We start from the raw sequence: 17,410 nt of genomic DNA, 5'->3' as shown, positions 1-17,410 counted from the left end.
TAATATGGATAGTATTATCTTCGATTTAGACGGAACGATTTGGGATCCAATTGATACTGTGTTACTGGCTTGGAATAGTCGTCTCAAAGAATATTCTCAAATCACTAAAAAACTCACGCGGACTGATTTTGAAGGAACGATGGGATTGCAAATGCACGATATCAGTTTAAAACTGTTTCCTTATTTATCAGAAGATGTCCGCACTCAGGTAATCACTGAGTGTTGCGCAGTTGAACAGGGATATCTAGAAAAGTATGGTGGCTTTCTTTATCCTCAGGTTGAGAAGGTGTTGAACAAACTCTCTCAAACATACCAACTCTATATCGTTAGTAATTGTCAGGACGGGTACATCGAATCTTTTTATGCGTCTCATAGACTTGGAAAGTACTTTCAAGACTATGAAAATCCTGGAAGAACAGGACTGTCAAAAGGGGAGAATATTAATCTTATTATTGAGCGAAACAATCTCTCAGCCCCTATTTATGTAGGGGATACAGAAGGTGATTTAAAAGCAGCAAGATACGCTAGGATTCCTTTCATCTATGCGAAATACGGATTTGGTGACGTATCAGAATACGATGATGAGATTGAAGCGTTTATTGCGCTGTCGAAATTCTACTAAAGCTTTAGTTGAAAAGAAATTCTAACCTAATGCTATTCGCGTTTGATTTAAAAGAAAATGAGGTGGAAGACTAGTGATTATCATGTTAAATGGAGCTTTCGGTGTAGGAAAAACGACCGTTGCACAAGCTCTATTAAAAAAGGTCGACAATAGTATGATTTATGATCCAGAAACAATCGGAATGATGTTACGAAACATTATTCCAGAAGAAGTGCAGTTAAAAGAAGCTAAATCAGATGATTTTCAAGATCTGAAGTTGTGGACAGAGCTGACTGTCGAAACAGCTGCTCGTTTAATCACACGCTATAACATAAACTTAATCGTTCCCATGACAATTAGAAACCCCAATTACTTTCAATACATTTTTAACGGTTTGAACAAGTGGGATGAGACTATTTATGCTTTTTGCTTAACAGCGAGTAAAGATACCATTGTTACAAGGCTATTTAATCGAGGTGAAGAAGAAGGGGCATGGTGCTTTCACCAAACGGATTCTTGTATCGATGCATTCGAGAGATACCCTTTAGGAGAATTGATCTCGACGGAATATTTGAGCATACCTGCCATAATGGAAGAGATTACCCTAAGAATACGTTTAAAAGAACAAAGTAAATGACCTTGTTGGATCGACATCTAAGTGAAACCTACATATGAAAACGTTACAATCTTAAACAATGTGGATGCTTCCGTTATTAAGCTTCTCATAGTTGAAATGAAAGAGGATGGAAACATATGTTTAAAAGGTTGCCTTTCAAGCGGATAAAATGGCCTGGTTGGGTGGTTCTTATCCTATTAGGAATTTTCATCGTTATCGGAATTGGAAAGTGGGTAGGGGATAGCAGTGCAAAGGGTGTTCAATCGAAAGATAAGGCAGAGACTACGATCGAATTTAAGCAAGATACAGAAGAAACGGATCGTTATACGATGCTGATTAATACCCCCGTTATTGAAAATTCTTCCCTTGCAGAAGCAATTCAGGAGTGGGTCACGAATCAAAAAGAAACTTTTCTTTCTGAAGTGAAAGCTGAAAAAGACAATCTTGGTTCAGGTTATCGTGCTCATTTAACGATTCAAGTTGATGCGAAAAAAGGAGCGAACGATACAACGAGTTTGATTTTTCATTCTTATCATTTAGTAAATAAGGTTTCAGGTGAAAATTATGTAAAAATGTTTACGATGAATGCCACTCATGAACGCTTACAACTAACAGATTTGTTAACGAATTATGGGGAAACATTAGATGCAATTCGTTCGAACCTTAAAGAACAATTAAAACAGAATGATAAGATTAAAAATGATCTAATCAATCAAAAACTTAATAACGTTTTGCAAGAGCCAAATACATGGAACTGGTTGGTAAGCGAAACCTCGCTAATCATCTATATGGAGAAATCAAAAATAACTGAAAATAAAACGGGTACGATTGAAATCAAAATACCTCTAGAAGAAAAAAGGGCAGCTCAACGTGAACGATCAATCCTTAAATCTGGAGAAAAATACGTTGCCCTTACTTTTGATGATGGGCCCAATCCTGACGTGACGCCTCGCGTGCTGAAAATATTGAAGCAGCATGATGCGAAAGCAACTTTTTTTATGTTAGGGAGTCAAGTGGAAAAGCATCCTTCTCTTGCTGCGAAAGTTGCTCAAGATGGTCATGAGATTGGAAATCACACCGACCGGCATATTAATCTGACAAAGTTAGAAAAGTCACAATTAGTCAAAGAGGTTCTCAACTCTCGTCAAGAGATTGAGAAAGCGACTGGGCAAACTCCTACGCTTATAAGACCTCCTTATGGAGAGATGAATTCAGAAGTCGAACAAGTTGCTAAAATAAACGGTTCTTCTCTTATTCTATGGTCAGTCGATTCAAGAGATTGGAAAAGTAAAAATGCGAAGGCGATCAACGAGGTGGTGCTTAAGGAGGTTGTGTCAGGTTCGATCATTCTTTTGCATGATGTGCATCCAACTACTGCCGAGGCACTTCCAAAACTCATAACGACACTTAAAGAGGAAGGTTATCATTTTTTGACTGTTTCACAATTGCTATTAACTCAGGAAAAATATAGTGCGGGTACTGATTATGGAAAGAGCTAAGAGAATCATAGCTATTAGTGTTCAAGATTCAAATTAAGAAAGAATAGGTGGAGCGTGATGAAAAATCGACTATCCAACAGCCGAAGAAAAAGGCGTAAGAGGAAAATATTTATTGGAATATTTTCCTTATTGTTCATTGTTATTGGAGCTTGCAGTTATATAGGATTTCAAGTATATGATACCGCAAAGGAGTCTTATAGCGAACTTGAACGTGATAATGATATGTCTGAATTAAGGGATACAAAAGTGGATATTGGAAATGAACCCATTTCAATTCTTCTTCTAGGGATTGAAAATTATTCTTCTTATGGAAAGGGAGGGCGAGCAGATACCCAAATTGTATTAACCCTCGATCCTAAATCAAAGGATGTAACAATGACGAGCATTCCAAGGGATACGAAAGTGGAAGTCCCAGGAGAGAAAGTGGGTTCTGAGTTTGCTGGCATGCATAAAATTAACGCTGCTTATACATACGGTTACCTAACAAAGTACGGAGCCAAAAAGCTAGCTGTAGAAACGGTGGAAGATCTTTTAGAAATACCGATCGATAAGTACATTGCGGTTGATTTTGATGGGTTTCATGACATTGTTGATGCCATAGGTGGCGTAGAGGTAGATGTGAAATACCCTTTTTGGGAGAAGAATTATTACTCAAATGATCGTATCTATTTCGATGAAGGAATCACCAAAATGAATGGTGAAGAAGCGCTCGCATTTGTAAGAATGCGTAAGCGAGATGTCAATACTGTTTATTCAAGAGACCAACGGCAAAGGCAGTTTATTAAAGCAACGGTTGATGAAATCAAGTCAGGTGACACGATCTTTGAAATCAATGAGATCTCTGACGTGTTAAAAAATAACGTTGAGACTAACTTAAAGCCAGGCGAAATGCTTGCTTTACAGAGAAAGTTTCCAACACTGAGTTCAACGTCAATTGAAACAAATGAAATTGTAGGCACGACACCTGACGTCGCAGGTCCGTCTTACTTTATACCCGATATAAAACAGTTGGAAATTTTGAAAAAGGAGTTAAAAAACTTTATGAAGTTATCGTGATTTAAAGTTTGTGAAATGAATTGAACGGTAACAACATTTAGGAGGTACTAAGAATGGTTTTTGAAATGACTACCCAAGTTCGGGTTTCAAACATGAAAGAAGGAAGTCAGTGGTATGAGAAGTTTTTAAATAAGAAACCAGATTTTATTCCTCATGATGGATTTGCAGAGTGGGAACTACTACCAGGATGTTGGCTACAAGTTGCAGAAGGGCAGGTAACAGAGGGAAATGGACCGTTGCGGTTAGGAGTGACCGATATATTAGCTGAAAGAACTCGATTAATGAACGAGCTAAATATAGAAAGATTCGAGATCCATTCAAGGTCAGAAGTTCCAGTAAAGTGGGGAACATTTACGGATCCATGGGGAAACCGCCTTGGTTTTTTTGAATATGTCAATAAGAATGAAGAAGAGCAACAATTAAAGCCGATCATTCAAAAGGGAGAATAATAACTTTTTTGTTTTATCAGATTTCATAAATCGATACCATTTCTTCAGGAGGTCAATGGATGTTTGAGAGAATCGATACATTTTGTCTGAGAGTGAGAAATATAGAGAAATCAACCCAATGGTATGAAGACTCATTAGGATTGAAAGTGGTCTTTAAGGGAGAAGGATACCGCGTATTAAGCGTCGGGAGTGGGAGTGTACCTTTAACCATCGAAGAGGGAGAAACAAACCCTCATTCGAATCAAAGTTATCCTATTTTGTACTCGAAAGATATTGAAGAAACCTACAAAAAACTAAAGGATCATGACGTTCATACAGGTAACATTTTTCATGACGGTGATAATCATTACTTCGACTTTTTTGATCCTGATGACAATAAACTGCAAGTATGTTTTTTCAGTGAGTGACAAAGAGAGTAGATCATGAGAAAGGGGGAAGGGGATGAATCCAACATTACCCCTAACACAAAATGAAAGAATGCAACTTAGAAAAGCCAAAGTGAAAATCAGTGAAATACATACGATTAGCACATCAGAAATCGCTCAAATCTTGCACCTATCAATTGATAAGGCAAAAGTGTATAAAGGATTAGCTGATTTTCAATCGGTTCCGTCTATTGGGTTTCATTTAGCCGACAAATTGGTCTCGACATTAAAAATCTATTCATTGAATGAAATGAAAAATCAGAATGGTAGCGATCTATTTAATGAGTTAGAACAATGTTTAGGCGTTTGGACAGACGCTTGTGTTGAAGATCAAATTCGTTGTGTGATTCACTATGCGAATCACCCGACTAGTGATAAAAGGTGGTTCGATTTCACTGATGAACGAAAAAACCACAGAGCAAAAATAGGTTATCCATAGGATAGACCTAAAACAGCTTGGTATGAATAGGAAGAAGAAAATGGAAAAAACGAGTATCGGAAAATTGTTTTTCTATAGTGACCAAGTCAATGACTCTCCTGGAAATCAACGTTTGGATTCATTGCTGTTTGAGGGATTGGACTTGAAAACGATTAAAGTAGGATATATCCCTTCCACGGAGGACAAGGATAAACAGTATTTTCAAACAAAAGTTCAGTATTATCAGAATTATGGTGTAACCGATATCTTGTTTTTTGATTTGTATGCTGATTTTACTTCATTGAAAATAAAGGAATTGTTTCAATGTGACATCATTCATCTCTCGGCGGGTAACCCGATCGAATTTGGAAATGCCATTAGAAACCGTAGCATGGATCAAGTATTGTTGGATTATGTACAGAGCGGAGGAATCATTGTAGGGGTAAGTGGGGGAGCCGTTTTACTAGGGCAGTCTATTAACTTATTTCATTTATTTATAGGGTCTGCAAAAAAGTCTTCTGAAACTTTAAAGTTAGTAGATTTTGAATTTCTACCTCACTACAATCGTTGGAATGATGCCTTTAAACAAGAGGTAAAGGAATATTCGGAAAGAAAGAAAAAGAAAATATACTGCGCCAATGATGGAGATGGGCTAATGGTTGATGGAGATTCGATCCGGATGATCGGTAATGTTCAAGTGATTGGGGGATGAAAATTGTTCTCTTATAAGATGCTTTATTAAGTAAAGGGAAAGCTGTGTGTAACACAGCTTTCCCTTTTTTCTGTTACGCTATTCACTTTCTTGAATAATTCGCTCCGCAACGTTTTTTCCGCTAATGACGACCATCGGTGAACCGCCACCAGGATGCGTACTTCCTCCAGCGAAGTAGAGGTTTGGTATATCCTTCGATTGATTCGACGGGCGAAGAAAGCTGTTTTTTAATGAGTTAGAGGAAATGCCATAGAGTGCACCTCTGAAAGCATGAAACTTTTTCTTAATCTCTTCAGGACCGATGACCTTTTCGACAACGAGGTGATCTCGAATAGGTAGCCCCTTTGTTTCCAATCGTTGATAGATCTTTTCTTTATAGTCTTCTAATGAGATGCCACTCTTTTTTGTAAGAGGAGGAGCATTCACTAGAATAAAGAGATTATCTCCGTCTGGAGAAACGGAAGGGTCAGAAACGGAAGAATTTGAAATATAAATGGTTGGATCCTCTGGCCACATTCCGTTGAATAGCGTTTTAAACTCTTTTGAATAATCTTTTGAGAAATAGACTTGATGGTGCGTCAGATTCGGTAGCTTCGTCGAAAGTCCGGCCATTATGACAAAAGCTGAAATAGAGGGTGAGGATCGCTCGATTTTTTTATTAGGCAGTGAAGGACGATTTTTCTCCGCTACAAGCGCAGGATAGACTTGCAGTAAGTCTCCATTAATAATGGCATAGTCGATCGGATACGTATTCGTAGCTGTTTTAATCCGACTTGCTTTTTTCTTCTCAACATCAATGCTCGTTACCTCTGTATTAAGATGAAAAGTAACGCCAAGTTGCTTTGCTGCTCGTTCAAGACTTTCTGCAAGCTTTGTATTTCCACCTTTAACATAATAAACCCCTTGTACCATCTCCAAGTACCCAATCATGGCAAACGTTGCCGGTGAATGAAAAGGAGAAGAGCCGATATAAGTTGAATAACGATTAAAAGCTTTAAGGAGAAGCGGATGTTTAAAATATCGCTCGTGAAAATGATTCATTTTTTCAAGTGGACGAACTTGAACAACCGCGTTAAATAAACTGGGAGACAAGTAATCTTTCCAATTTGTAAACATTTTGGGAAAGAACGAGTTCTTAGATAAATGGTAAAGTCGTTCGATCTCCTTTAAGTAGTGCTGATAATTTTCTGAGGCAAACGGGTCAAGTTTATGTAGCTGGTCTTTCATAAATGTTTCATCAGTACTCATCATAAACGATTGCCCATCATAATCGACGTTTTTCGTATGATGATCGAGTTTAATCCAACTATAAAAATCCCGAGGATTAAGGTTTGCCTCTTCAAATATCGAATCAAATACTTCTGGCATGGTCATCGTATTTGGCCCAAAGTCAAAGTGATATGTTCCCATTTCGACAGGCATCATTTTCCCACCGGTATAAGCATTTTTATCAAATACGTGAACATTGTATCCTTTGCTAGCTAGTTTAATAGAAGCTGAAAGTCCACCTAGACCTGCTCCAACTATGGCAACTGTTTTCATGAATACGTTCTTCCTTTCCAAACATACCCTTTCTGTTTTAATCCTGTACGCATAGAGTGAATGAGAAGCATCATAAATGCAATAGCACTAAGTGGCATGAAGAAAGATAATGTAACTCTTTGATTGGTTTTCACATCAATCCACGCCTTTTGTAAAACAATAAGAAGGTAGGGAATAAATAAATTGAATTGAAATGAATCTGTAAAAGTTGTATAAAGTCCAATTAGAAAGAATACGAGTGGTCCAACATAAAAGCAACCATAAAATAAAAAAAGTACGGCAATTAGAAAACGAGATCGACCAAGACCTGGAAATAAATTTTTGGTGAAGCCATTCCAAACTTCACGATTCGTTTGATACATATAGCACGTGACCATCTTAGTAATATTAGCAAGAAGCACATGCTTTCCTTTCCTTTTAAATGCTTTCGCCAAATCAATATCATCAAGCAGCGTGTCTCGAATGGTATTATGACCACCAACCTGTTTGTAGGTTTCCTTATGAACCATAATAAATGCCCCATGAGCTGCTGTGAAGGATGGAAGCGTTGTTTTGTTTGCTGGTGCTAAAGGAAGATGGAAAAAGACAACAAAGTGTTGTAGTGGCACGAGTAATTTTTCTAGAAACAGGCTGACTGGAAAAGCTGGGAAGCCCGTAAGCATCGAAGCGCGTTTCCTTTTCATTAACGCAAGTGATGCTTGAACAGCATCAGGTGATAATCGAAGATCAGCATCATTGAACAACAAATACTCACCTCTAGCATGCTCGCTAAGCTGATGGCATGCATACACTTTACCTGTCCAACCTTCTGGAAGCACGTTTCCTTTAAGAATAGTAAAGCGAGTATCGTTCTTTGTATGCTTTTGAAGTAAACGTAAGGTTTGGTCACTAGAGTGATCATCAAGAAAGAGGACTTCAAAATTATGATAGGTAAGCTTTTTAAAACTATGAACAAGGCCTTTCACATTTCGTTCCTCATCACGAAGGGGGACAAGAATGGATACAAGCCCATTCTCGTCCCCCGTCTTCTTAAGGCGCGGCATGAACAGTGAATTAATGATCGTCCAAAATAGAAATAAGCCAAGGGTCCATATATAGATAAGTAGCATCAGACAATCACCTCTTCCACTGTCGCTTGGCTATTTTGATTTATTTTCATCTTATATATGAGTAAAAGTAAGAATGTTGGAAGGGATGTTAACAAACAGGCAAGCCAGAGCCCGTCTAGTAATGCTAAGAAAATGAACATCCCCATTACCATTCCAAACAACATCGCCATACGATTTTTCCATAAGATAAAAGAAGTTTTATCTGAAACTTTATTTCGCAGATAAAGGGGATAGAGTAACAGATGGAAAAAGAATGATACCCAGAACCACCCGGTAAAGTTTTGAAAAGGAACGTCATAATACACGCCCTCACCTTCCCAACCCCAGTACCCTTTCACTAAATAAGCGACAGGATCAATAATTAAATCAATTAAAACTGCAATCAGAGCCCCTACTAGAGCATAAGCTAGCCATCTCATGTATCCTTGTTTCATCTTCTCGATTAATTGCATGGAAAGCACCTGGGTAACGGCGATTACCATAATCCAGGCAAATCCAATTCCAATAGGAACCTCAGCTATTTTAAAACCAAACTCGCCTGAATAATCATATTGACCGAAGATTAAGCCATAATGAACGCCGAGACCTTCTGCGATCATACTAAACACAAAGATAAAGGAGGCATATAATAGCCCCCGAAATGGTCCGAAAGTACGGAATAAATAAAGACTTCCTAATATCCCACATAGTATAAGGAAGAAGGCGTTTGCCCAATTTAAAAAAGGAGGTAGCAGGTCGAATCCTACGAGAACCAACCCGCAACAGTACCAAAAAATAAAAAGTCGAAAAATCAGGTTATCCGATTTCATGCTGCGAAGGTCCTTTCTTAGCCAGTTTGCTCATCTTTCAATTTCTGATCCTCCGCAATTAAGTCCGCTGTGAGTTGACCGGAGAGCGTGACCATCGGGACACCACCGCCTGGATGAGTTGAACCACCTACAAAGTATAAATTATCGACCAACTGACTTCTTGAAGGGATTTTGAATCCACCATTCACTTTGCGATCTGTAGCGACACCGTAAATCGAACCGCCGTTAGAGCCATATAATTCTTTTATATCATCTGGAATGAATTGATATTCGAATTCAATCGATTCACGAAGTCCTGTCATACCCATACGCTCGAGTTTATCTAGGACGATTTCACGATATCTACCACGGTGTTGTTCAAAACTCTCGCCAGGCTGGAGTGGTGGAACATGTGTGAGGACAAATAAATTTTCTTTGCCAGCCGGCGCTTGCGTCGGATCCGATTTTGAAGAAACGCCGATATATACTGTTGGATCATCTGCCGGGACGCCATCATCAAAAATTTGCTTGAACTCAAGTTCCGGATCTTTTGAGAAAAAGAAGTTGTGATGTTGTAAGTGATCAAATGTTTTATTAACCCCTAATAACATGACAAGACCAGATACTGTAGGCGTGTACTTTTTCATCTCTTCTTTTACTTTTTCTGCTCCAGGTTCACCTTTTAGTAGCGTCTCGTGAGCAGGAATACCCTCAAGGTTACTAACAATTAAATCAGCTTCCATCGTCGTTCCATTGGCTAGCTTGATCCCAGCGGCTTTTTTGTTTACCGTAAGAATCTCAGCAACTTCCGTATTTACTTGAACGTCAACCCCTAGTTCATCAAGTAACTTCAGCATTCCTTCAGCAATCTTGTACATTCCACCTTCAACATAGTAGATTCCTAGACCAAGTTGGACATAGACAAGCTGAGATAGGATGGCGGGAGAATGATAGGGCGAAGAGCCGATATACATGATAAAGAAGTTAAATAGCTGTTGAAGATGCTTGTCATCTAGATATTTTTCGGTAGCCTGATTCATTGATTTCATCGGATTCATTGTAAGAAGATCTTTAAATGAGTGCAGCTTCTGTAAATCTTGAATGCCAGATAAGCTTTTTTTATAAAAACTTTTCAAGCTAAGATCAAACATGGTTTTGCAGTAATCTAAATAGGAGAGGAAATTGGAATAATCTTTCTCTGAGCGTTTATGTACCTCAGATAACATCACGGCAATGTCACTCGTTACATCAATCTGTACACCGTCTTCAAAAAAGGTTCTCCACTGAGGTTCAATGCGTTTAATCGACATATAATCGTTTACATTTCGATCCGCACTCTTAAACAACTTCTCAAGAACCCAGGGCATTGTGAGAATGGAAGGGCCCGTGTCAAACTTAAATCCCTGACCAGAACGCTTGTTTAATTTACCACCAGCTCGTTCATTTTTTTCTAGTACAGTGACTTGATGCCCATCTGCTGCGAGACGGATAGCTGCTGAGAGTCCACCAAGACCAGCCCCAATAACGATCGTTTTTTTGCTCATTCCTTCTCCTCCTTCATCTTATTAGTATCATGAATCGACTTTTGTACACTGTCATTGTATAGTTTAGGTATAACCTTTGTAAAGGAATCATAACGCTGTTAACGTGTTAAATGCACTTAAGTGAACATTACCTGAAATTGGATGGGTTAAACAATTTTGAAGTGAGGAATGCCTATGCAGATGATCCATTTAACCACTTTATCATTAATCATTGTGAACATTTTTGCGTGGCTGCTCATTCATGTATCTATCTCTTATATTTGCCTTCGCTTGCCAGATTCCTTTTACCAATCAAAAAAAAGTGGGGTAAACGATAGAAACCGAGAACTTCATGTATATGAAAGCTTACGGATTCGGAAATGGAAAACAATTCTACCTGATGGGGGAGACGTGTTTAAAGGTGGGTTTCGAAAAAAGGAATTAAAAACACTTAGTTCTTCTTATATTCAGAAATTTATTGTAGAGACGCGACGTGCAGAAGTGACTCACTGGCTATTGATTCCGCCATCCATTTTGTTTTTTGTATGGAATCCAATAAGTATTGGGTTTATTATGATTGGTTATGCACTGGTTGTTAACCTTCCATTTATCCTTATTCAACGGTACAATCGACTAAGGTTAAAACCATTACTAACTAAGCAGTTGAAAAAAGAGGAGCGCAGGGGGAATTCCATTGGAACATTTGGGGTTTGATCAAACCGAAAAACGAAAAAACGAGCATATCGACATTTGTCTCACAGAAGATGTTGAAGGCACAGGGTTAACAACAGGGTTAGAACGGTATCGTTTTAAACACAATCCTTTACCTGAAATTGCTTATAATGAAGTGGATATTTCAACTTCATTTCTTAATAAAAAGTTAAACACACCATTTCTAATAAGCTCAATGACCGGTGGAACAGAGCGAGCATGGGAAATAAATAAGCGTCTTGCGAAAGCCGCTGAAGCTCATGGCTGGGCACTTGGAGTAGGATCGATGCGTGCAGCGATTCAAGAATCGAAATCGATTTATTCATTTGATGTTCGAAAATACGCCCCAACCATTCCTGTCCTAGCGAATATTGGAGCAGTCCAACTTAATTACGGTTTTACGGTTGAAGAGTGTAAGCGAGCGATCGATTTAATTCAAGCTGATGCGCTACTTCTTCATTTAAATCCATTACAAGAAGTATTTCAACCAGAAGGCGACACCGACTTCCAGGATTTAATTATGAAAATCCGTGAAGTTGCGAAAGCCATTCCAGTTCCACTTGGAATTAAAGAAGTTGGCATGGGAATTGATGCGAAAACAGCTCAGCGTCTTATTAGTGCTGGAGCAAGCTTTATTGATGTAGCTGGTGCTGGCGGAACGTCCTGGATTCAAGTTGAAAGCTATCGATCTCATCAAACGATGCGACGACAGGCTGCGAAAGCTTTTGAGGATTGGGGAAATCCAACAGCGGATTGCATTATCGATGTGCGAAAGCAGCATCCAGATGTTCCGATGATCGCAAGTGGAGGTTTAAAAAACGGAGTGGACGCTGCAAAAGCGATTGCCCTTGGCGCAGATGTTTCTGGATTTGGGCGAGCACTTCTTGAAAATGCTGTGGATGATAGTGAAGAAGCGCTATCAGAACAATTAAAACGAATTGAATTTGAACTCAGAACCGCGATGTTTGGTATAGGTGCTTCGTCCATAAACAGGTTAAAATATAATAGTGCATTAAGAAAGAAGTAGTCAGAGCATTCGCTCTGGCTTTTTTTGTTTTTGAATAGGTCGTCCTCATGCGTGCAAACTAGAGCTGAAGGAGGGCGAATTTATTGGATTGGTTATCTATATTCCCTTTTATTGTCGTCATTTTAGTCGCGATAAGAACAAAGCTAGTGATTCCAGGTTTAACTGCAGGACTAATAACAGCCTCATTTATTTACAAGCCTGGCATTATCATCGGGTTACAGCAGTTTTATGAATTTATTATGAGTGGACTGAAAGATGAAAATAATATTAAAATTGTTCTCTTTCTTTATATGTTTACTGGATTAATTGGATTAATGAAATATACAGGGGGCATAAAAGGATTTGTACATCTGGCTTCATCGAAAATTAATACAAAAAAAGGAGCTCTCTTTCTTACCTGGATTTCAACAGTTGGAACATTTAGTGCTCCAAGCTTTCGCATTGTAACGGTAGCACCAATTATGAAAGCTCTATTAAATAAAGTAAAGATTACCCCTCAAGAACTCGGCTTTGTTATTGAGACAACAGCAACTCCAGTCATAGTGTTAATGCCGATTGCAACTGCTTTTGTAGGGTACATGTCATCGGTTGTTCAGCTATCATTAAAGGCTGAAGGAATTGAAGGCGATGGTTATCGCTTTTTTCTAGAAAGTATTCCGTATAACTTCTTTTCCATTAGTATTATTCTTATAGGTTTTTACTTAAGTTTTTTTCATCATCGTAAAAAACAAGCGACTGATGCAGGAAATCAAGAGAAGGAGCTTGATGATCAGTGGGAGGATTGTCATCCTGCCGTAGCAAAGGATCTTCCTAAAAAACCGATGAATTTATTGTTGCCGCTAGGTGGGGTTATCCTTTTAACACTTCTTCTTACTTATTGGAGCGGGTATGAGAAAGGTTTCCGTTCTTTACTACAGGCGTTCATCGAAGCAGATGTACTGGACGCGATGGTGTTTGCGCTACTAACAACTGTACTTCTTACGTTCCTTTTCTATTTGTTTCAGCGATTTTCGTTGAAAGAACTCGTTTCCTCCTTTATTGAAGGAGGAAATGAAATGATGCCTGTGATTGTATTATTAACGGTCGTATGGGGTCTTGCTGCTTCGACAGAAGCACTCGGATTTTCTACATTTGTGACTTCTAATCTTGATTGGATTCCGTCTTTATTCGTTCCGCCTGTTTTGTTTATTGTTGGTGCATTTATCTCTTATTTTATTGGGTCTTCGTGGGGGACATGGGGGATTTTAATGCCACTTGGGATTTCACTTGGTCATTCAACAGGCACCGATTTACCTCTGGTCATCGGTGCCGTATTTGCGAGCGGTACATTTGGCGCATTCGCTTCTCCACTAAGTGATAATACGAATACAATCGCACGAATCTTGAAGTTAAACCCGATGACGTATGCTAAATTTAAGCTAACGCCTGCGCTTATTGCAGCGGGGACGGCTGCTATCGGATATTTTATTATTTCTTTTGTGGCTTAACAGATTCGTGAGCACTTTTGTATTGACAACTGTTTTAATACCCTTTATTATTGAGAATAACTTAATAATCCTTTGTTTAAAGGATCTTCTTATTCAGAGAGGTGGAGGGACTGGCCCTTAGATACCTCGGCAACGGACCAATGGACGTAGTGTTCACTTGGAACCGTGCCAATTCCTGCGGCGAAAGTCGAAAAATGAGAAGAGGCTCGGTAAATCCAAACCCTCTTCTGTTTGATCAGATGAGGGTTTTTTGTATGCCCCTCATTTGGAAAATAGTTTTAGTAGAGGGAGTGAATCATTTTGCATACACTAATGGATAACGAAACAAGAAAACAACAGCTTATTAAGATCCTTCTTCAAAAGGGAATTTATAAAAAAGGTGAAAAACAGCTTTATATGTTAACACTAAATGAACTGGAAAACATATATGCTCGATCAGAAAAAGTCAATACGATAACTGGAAACGGAGTGGTCACAGTGGAGCAAGCAACATTTGCAGCAGGGTGCTTTTGGGGCGTAGAAGCACTATTTCAACAATTAAATGGAGTCATTTCAACATCAGCAGGATTTACTGGTGGTGAAACAATAAATCCTACGTATGAAGATGTGTATTCTGAATTAACTGGTCATGCTGAATCAGTTCAGGTTGAATACGATCCTTCTCTCATTTCTTATGAAGAGCTGGTTGAAGTGTTTTTTGAAAATCATAACCCAACTTCTTTAAATCGGCAGGGGGAAGACGTTGGAACACGCTATCGTTCAGCCATCTTCTTCCATACGAATGATCAGGCAGAAATTGCCCTTCTAGCAAAAGAAAAACTTGAGCAATCTGGTCGCTTCAAAAAGCCCATTGTGACGCAGGTGGTGCCGATTACATCGTTTTATCGTGCAGAAGAATATCATCAAAGCTACCTCGCTAAGAGAGGGCAGTCTTCCTGCAAAATCTCCTAATACTAAAAAAGCTTTACCCCATCATTTAGATGAGGTAAAGCTTTTTTAATTGGGCTGATTTACACCGATTTGATCAATGAATACCTTTCCTTTTGGCGAAGCGTTGAATTCAAATGTAACGGATTTGATTTCTTTGGCGTCAATTAAGCTGTTATCTTCAATGAACCGTTGCATTGGTATGTTAAACGTTTGAAGTACTGGTTCAGTAGCTTCACCGTAACGTCGTTCTTCAAAGAACTTTGTTTTCGTATGCTGTATGGGTAGAACCCCGGGCATTGGCATGATCTCACTTAACAAGACGCTAGCTGATTCACCATTAGATGAACTTACGGTAATCACTAAATCAAGCGGCTGCTGATCTTCTGCATCGGATACGTTTGCTGCAGTAAATGTTAGAGCACTATTGTTTGAGAAGGAAAATGGATCTTGCAAAGCTTTTGTGAAGTGAAGAGTATAGGCACCATTTGATGTATAGGATTTATCCCATTTTAAAAATACACCGTGATTTCCTCTTTCCTTTTCTCGACGAAATTCAAGCTCTCCTTCATACCATTGGAGGAAGCCGTTTGCTTCAATTTCTATATATGGTGATGTAGCTGTTAGTACGTTTACATCTTCTTCAAAGTCACTGAAAATATGGTAAGAGACATCTTCGTATTTACTAATATAGGTTGTATGAGGGAGCCAATCCAGGGCATAACGATAGTCCTCAAACATCGGTTGATAACTTTCATCTTCATGAAGAGTGGTTTCAAGAAAACCAGAAACGTATGAACGGGCAATTTGACGCTGTTCTTCACCTTCAAGTAAAGGCTGTTTATTTAATAGTAGCGTAAAAGGAAAATACGTATCATTTTCTCCCCAGGTAGTATTAAATTGTCCATGATTAGCACCATCAATATAAAGGGCGGCTTTTATCGTTTGTTCACCACCTGTTAATTCAATACCGTTGTATTGGCGATCTCCTTCAAATTCTGATAAATCACTATCATATGACCCACCAAGTAATAAGTAATTCACATCATCTACCTTAATTTTCCGATCAGAAAGTGTTTGATAATCGGTAGGAGCAAGAGCAATTACCGTTTCAATGTTATAGTTGAAGTTAAACCGCATATTGGCGTTATCTGGATACCGATCAAGTTCATTGAATTTTGTCGCAAGAATTGCCGCTTGCCCCCCGCGAGAATGTCCGATTAACGCGATGTGATTCATATCAACTTTATTGAAAAATGGGGTATCTTTTTGAGCTGATAATGCTTCAATTTCTTCAATATGTTTTAGTAGCAGCCAGGCTCGGCCATTAATATCTCCAGCAACACCGCCGGACCACGATGAATTGAAGAAATTTTCATCAACCGATACTGTTACAAACCCTCTACTAGCAAGTAACTCTCCAAGATAATTGTAGCCTTCATCGGAAAAGTCCTCCATCTTATGATTTCCATGAACGATAAGAACGAGCGGAAAAGGACCGTTCCCTTCTGGCATAAAGACGCGACCGTTTAATGGAACATTCGAATCTTTAAAGCCCCAAAACCATTCCCTTTCCTTAGACCATTCTCCGATCATACTGGAAGCGTTAACTGAAGTCGTTTGAACATCAACATCTTCACTGAATTCGTCACGTTGTTTATCGTTTCCACTTCCATATGTAAAGGTTTTAACAGCATACGAACCAACTTCTGAAGGATTCTCACTTACAGGAGAGAAGGGTTCCACATTGTTGGCAAGCCGCTCATCCATGATACCGGGGGTGAATAGCCAATAAAAGAAAGTGCCTGTTACTAACACGCCTAACAAAAGCATGATTGAAGAAAGTGGTTTTTTTAACCCTTTCGTTAACGAATAGCCAAAGAGTGCTCCTGTAATAACGCCAATACCCACTAGAAAGTAAGCGAGGGGGAGAATGTTTTCCAGACTACGAAATTGATCCAGTGTGTAAATAATGATTGCTAGTGAAATTCCAACACTAGAGATGAAAAGGGCAGGAAGCATTTTCACCTTTCTTATAAACCAGGTGCCAATCCATACAGCTACCCACGTGCTAATTATGGCGATAAGAAAAAAAAGAATAATGTCGACTAATTTCCCAAGTCCTGTATGGAAATCAAAACCAATGGATAAGATTAGAAGCATTGTAATCGATATGGCGCCGTAGGAAGCCCCTTTCCAACTAGCGTTTAAGAAGGATTGCATAGGTTTTAGGCGTGGTAGTATTTTTTTGAAGATATTTTGGTTATGCGTTTCTTTACGTGTTTTATCAAGCTCTGGTTCCTGTTCCACATGAGTCCTCCATTTCGTCATCTATTACTTTTATTATAGCAAACACGAAAAGAAGAGGGGGATATTCCTTAGACTGCTTAACCTAGAGTGGATGCCGTTCATTTAATTGTCAAAACAAGTGTAGCTTATGATTTGATTCTCTCTTACATAAGTCGTACAATAAAAACAAGATTCAATGTGAAGTATTTCACAAATGCTTGTTTGTGATAA

Annotated in this window: 17 protein-coding genes and 1 riboswitch; of the genes, 12 read left to right on the top strand and 5 right to left on the bottom strand. The window is 38.8% G+C overall.

Going from position 1 to position 17,410, the window contains the following annotated elements; all coding sequences use genetic code 11:
• Positions 1 to 4: 4 nt before the first annotated feature.
• The 8 genes from LC090_RS11165 to LC090_RS11130 all read left to right on the top strand — a co-directional run bounded on the left by LC090_RS11165 (position 5) and on the right by LC090_RS11130 (position 5,776).
• Positions 5 to 622, top strand: coding sequence for an HAD family hydrolase (locus LC090_RS11165; protein WP_226658093.1), 618 nt, complete (start codon positions 5 to 7; stop codon positions 620 to 622).
• Positions 623 to 704: 82 nt separating this feature from the next.
• Entirely contained in the window at positions 705 to 1,238 is a 534-nt protein-coding gene (locus LC090_RS11160; RefSeq protein ID WP_226658455.1) for an AAA family ATPase, read from the top strand.
• Between the two features lie 116 nt (positions 1,239 to 1,354).
• On the top strand, positions 1,355 to 2,716 hold the full coding sequence (locus LC090_RS11155) for a polysaccharide deacetylase family protein (RefSeq protein ID WP_226658092.1): 1,362 nt from the start codon (positions 1,355 to 1,357) through the stop codon (positions 2,714 to 2,716).
• Positions 2,717 to 2,773: 57 nt separating this feature from the next.
• Positions 2,774 to 3,772, top strand: a complete 999-nt coding sequence (locus LC090_RS11150; RefSeq protein ID WP_226658091.1) for an LCP family protein — start codon at positions 2,774 to 2,776, stop codon at positions 3,770 to 3,772.
• A 53-nt stretch (positions 3,773 to 3,825) separates the two neighbouring features.
• The gene (locus tag LC090_RS11145) at positions 3,826 to 4,221 is read left to right on the top strand and encodes a VOC family protein (protein WP_226658089.1); all 396 of its coding nucleotides are present in this window, start codon (positions 3,826 to 3,828) and stop codon (positions 4,219 to 4,221) included.
• A gap of 59 nt (positions 4,222 to 4,280) precedes the next feature.
• Entirely contained in the window at positions 4,281 to 4,628 is a 348-nt protein-coding gene (locus LC090_RS11140) for a VOC family protein (protein ID WP_226658086.1), read from the top strand.
• Positions 4,629 to 4,662: 34 nt separating this feature from the next.
• Positions 4,663 to 5,085 (top strand): helix-hairpin-helix domain-containing protein, encoded by a 423-nt coding sequence (locus LC090_RS11135; RefSeq protein WP_226658083.1) that lies wholly within the window; start codon positions 4,663 to 4,665, stop codon positions 5,083 to 5,085.
• A gap of 40 nt (positions 5,086 to 5,125) precedes the next feature.
• The gene (locus LC090_RS11130; RefSeq protein WP_226658081.1) at positions 5,126 to 5,776 is read left to right on the top strand and encodes a Type 1 glutamine amidotransferase-like domain-containing protein; all 651 of its coding nucleotides are present in this window, start codon (positions 5,126 to 5,128) and stop codon (positions 5,774 to 5,776) included.
• 78 nt (positions 5,777 to 5,854) lie between these two features.
• On the opposite strand, the gene LC090_RS11125 is transcribed toward LC090_RS11130, so the two are convergent.
• The 4 genes from LC090_RS11125 to LC090_RS11110 are packed head-to-tail and all read right to left on the bottom strand — an operon-like array spanning position 5,855 to position 10,759.
• Positions 5,855 to 7,318, bottom strand: coding sequence for a phytoene desaturase family protein (locus LC090_RS11125; RefSeq protein ID WP_226658078.1), 1,464 nt, complete (start codon positions 7,316 to 7,318; stop codon positions 5,855 to 5,857).
• A complete protein-coding gene (locus tag LC090_RS11120) occupies positions 7,315 to 8,427 on the bottom strand; it encodes a glycosyltransferase (RefSeq protein ID WP_226658075.1) in 1,113 nt (370 codons plus the stop codon). Before LC090_RS11120 ends, LC090_RS11125 begins: the two co-directional genes overlap by 4 nt.
• Positions 8,427 to 9,236, bottom strand: a complete 810-nt coding sequence (locus tag LC090_RS11115; RefSeq protein ID WP_226658073.1) for a carotenoid biosynthesis protein — start codon at positions 9,234 to 9,236, stop codon at positions 8,427 to 8,429. The genes LC090_RS11120 and LC090_RS11115 overlap by 1 nt, the downstream gene beginning before the upstream one ends.
• 17 nt (positions 9,237 to 9,253) lie before the next feature.
• A complete protein-coding gene (locus tag LC090_RS11110) occupies positions 9,254 to 10,759 on the bottom strand; it encodes a phytoene desaturase family protein (protein WP_226658071.1) in 1,506 nt (501 codons plus the stop codon).
• A gap of 174 nt (positions 10,760 to 10,933) precedes the next feature.
• Between LC090_RS11110 and LC090_RS11105 the strand changes: the two genes are divergently transcribed.
• From LC090_RS11105 to msrA, 4 genes are all read left to right on the top strand, one after another.
• On the top strand, positions 10,934 to 11,452 hold the full coding sequence (locus LC090_RS11105; protein WP_226658068.1) for a glycosyl-4,4'-diaponeurosporenoate acyltransferase: 519 nt from the start codon (positions 10,934 to 10,936) through the stop codon (positions 11,450 to 11,452).
• Complete coding sequence (gene fni / locus LC090_RS11100; protein WP_226658067.1) at positions 11,433 to 12,476, top strand: type 2 isopentenyl-diphosphate Delta-isomerase; 1,044 nt, start codon at positions 11,433 to 11,435, stop codon at positions 12,474 to 12,476. The genes LC090_RS11105 and fni overlap by 20 nt, the downstream gene beginning before the upstream one ends.
• An 83-nt stretch (positions 12,477 to 12,559) precedes the next feature.
• Positions 12,560 to 13,963, top strand: coding sequence for a Na+/H+ antiporter NhaC family protein (locus LC090_RS11095; RefSeq protein WP_226658066.1), 1,404 nt, complete (start codon positions 12,560 to 12,562; stop codon positions 13,961 to 13,963).
• An 86-nt stretch (positions 13,964 to 14,049) separates the two neighbouring features.
• A riboswitch (SAM riboswitch) is annotated at positions 14,050 to 14,164 on the top strand.
• Between the two features lie 99 nt (positions 14,165 to 14,263).
• Positions 14,264 to 14,914 (top strand): peptide-methionine (S)-S-oxide reductase MsrA, encoded by a 651-nt coding sequence (gene msrA, locus LC090_RS11090; RefSeq protein WP_226658065.1) that lies wholly within the window; start codon positions 14,264 to 14,266, stop codon positions 14,912 to 14,914.
• Between the two features lie 45 nt (positions 14,915 to 14,959).
• Here msrA and LC090_RS11085 read toward each other — a convergent pair whose 3' ends face one another.
• Positions 14,960 to 17,200 carry an alpha/beta hydrolase family protein gene (locus tag LC090_RS11085; protein ID WP_226658064.1) on the bottom strand — a complete coding sequence of 747 codons (2,241 nt, stop codon included), beginning with the start codon at positions 17,198 to 17,200 and terminating at the stop codon, positions 14,960 to 14,962.
• Between the last annotated feature and the right edge of the window lie 210 nt (positions 17,201 to 17,410).

This window comes from Guptibacillus hwajinpoensis (assembly GCF_020524165.1).
In the GTDB taxonomy this organism is placed as follows: Bacteria; Bacillota; Bacilli; order Bacillales; family Guptibacillaceae; genus Guptibacillus; species Guptibacillus hwajinpoensis_D.
The sequence above is the reverse complement of the archived record's forward strand: the minus strand, read 5'-3'. Positions and strand labels throughout refer to the sequence as shown.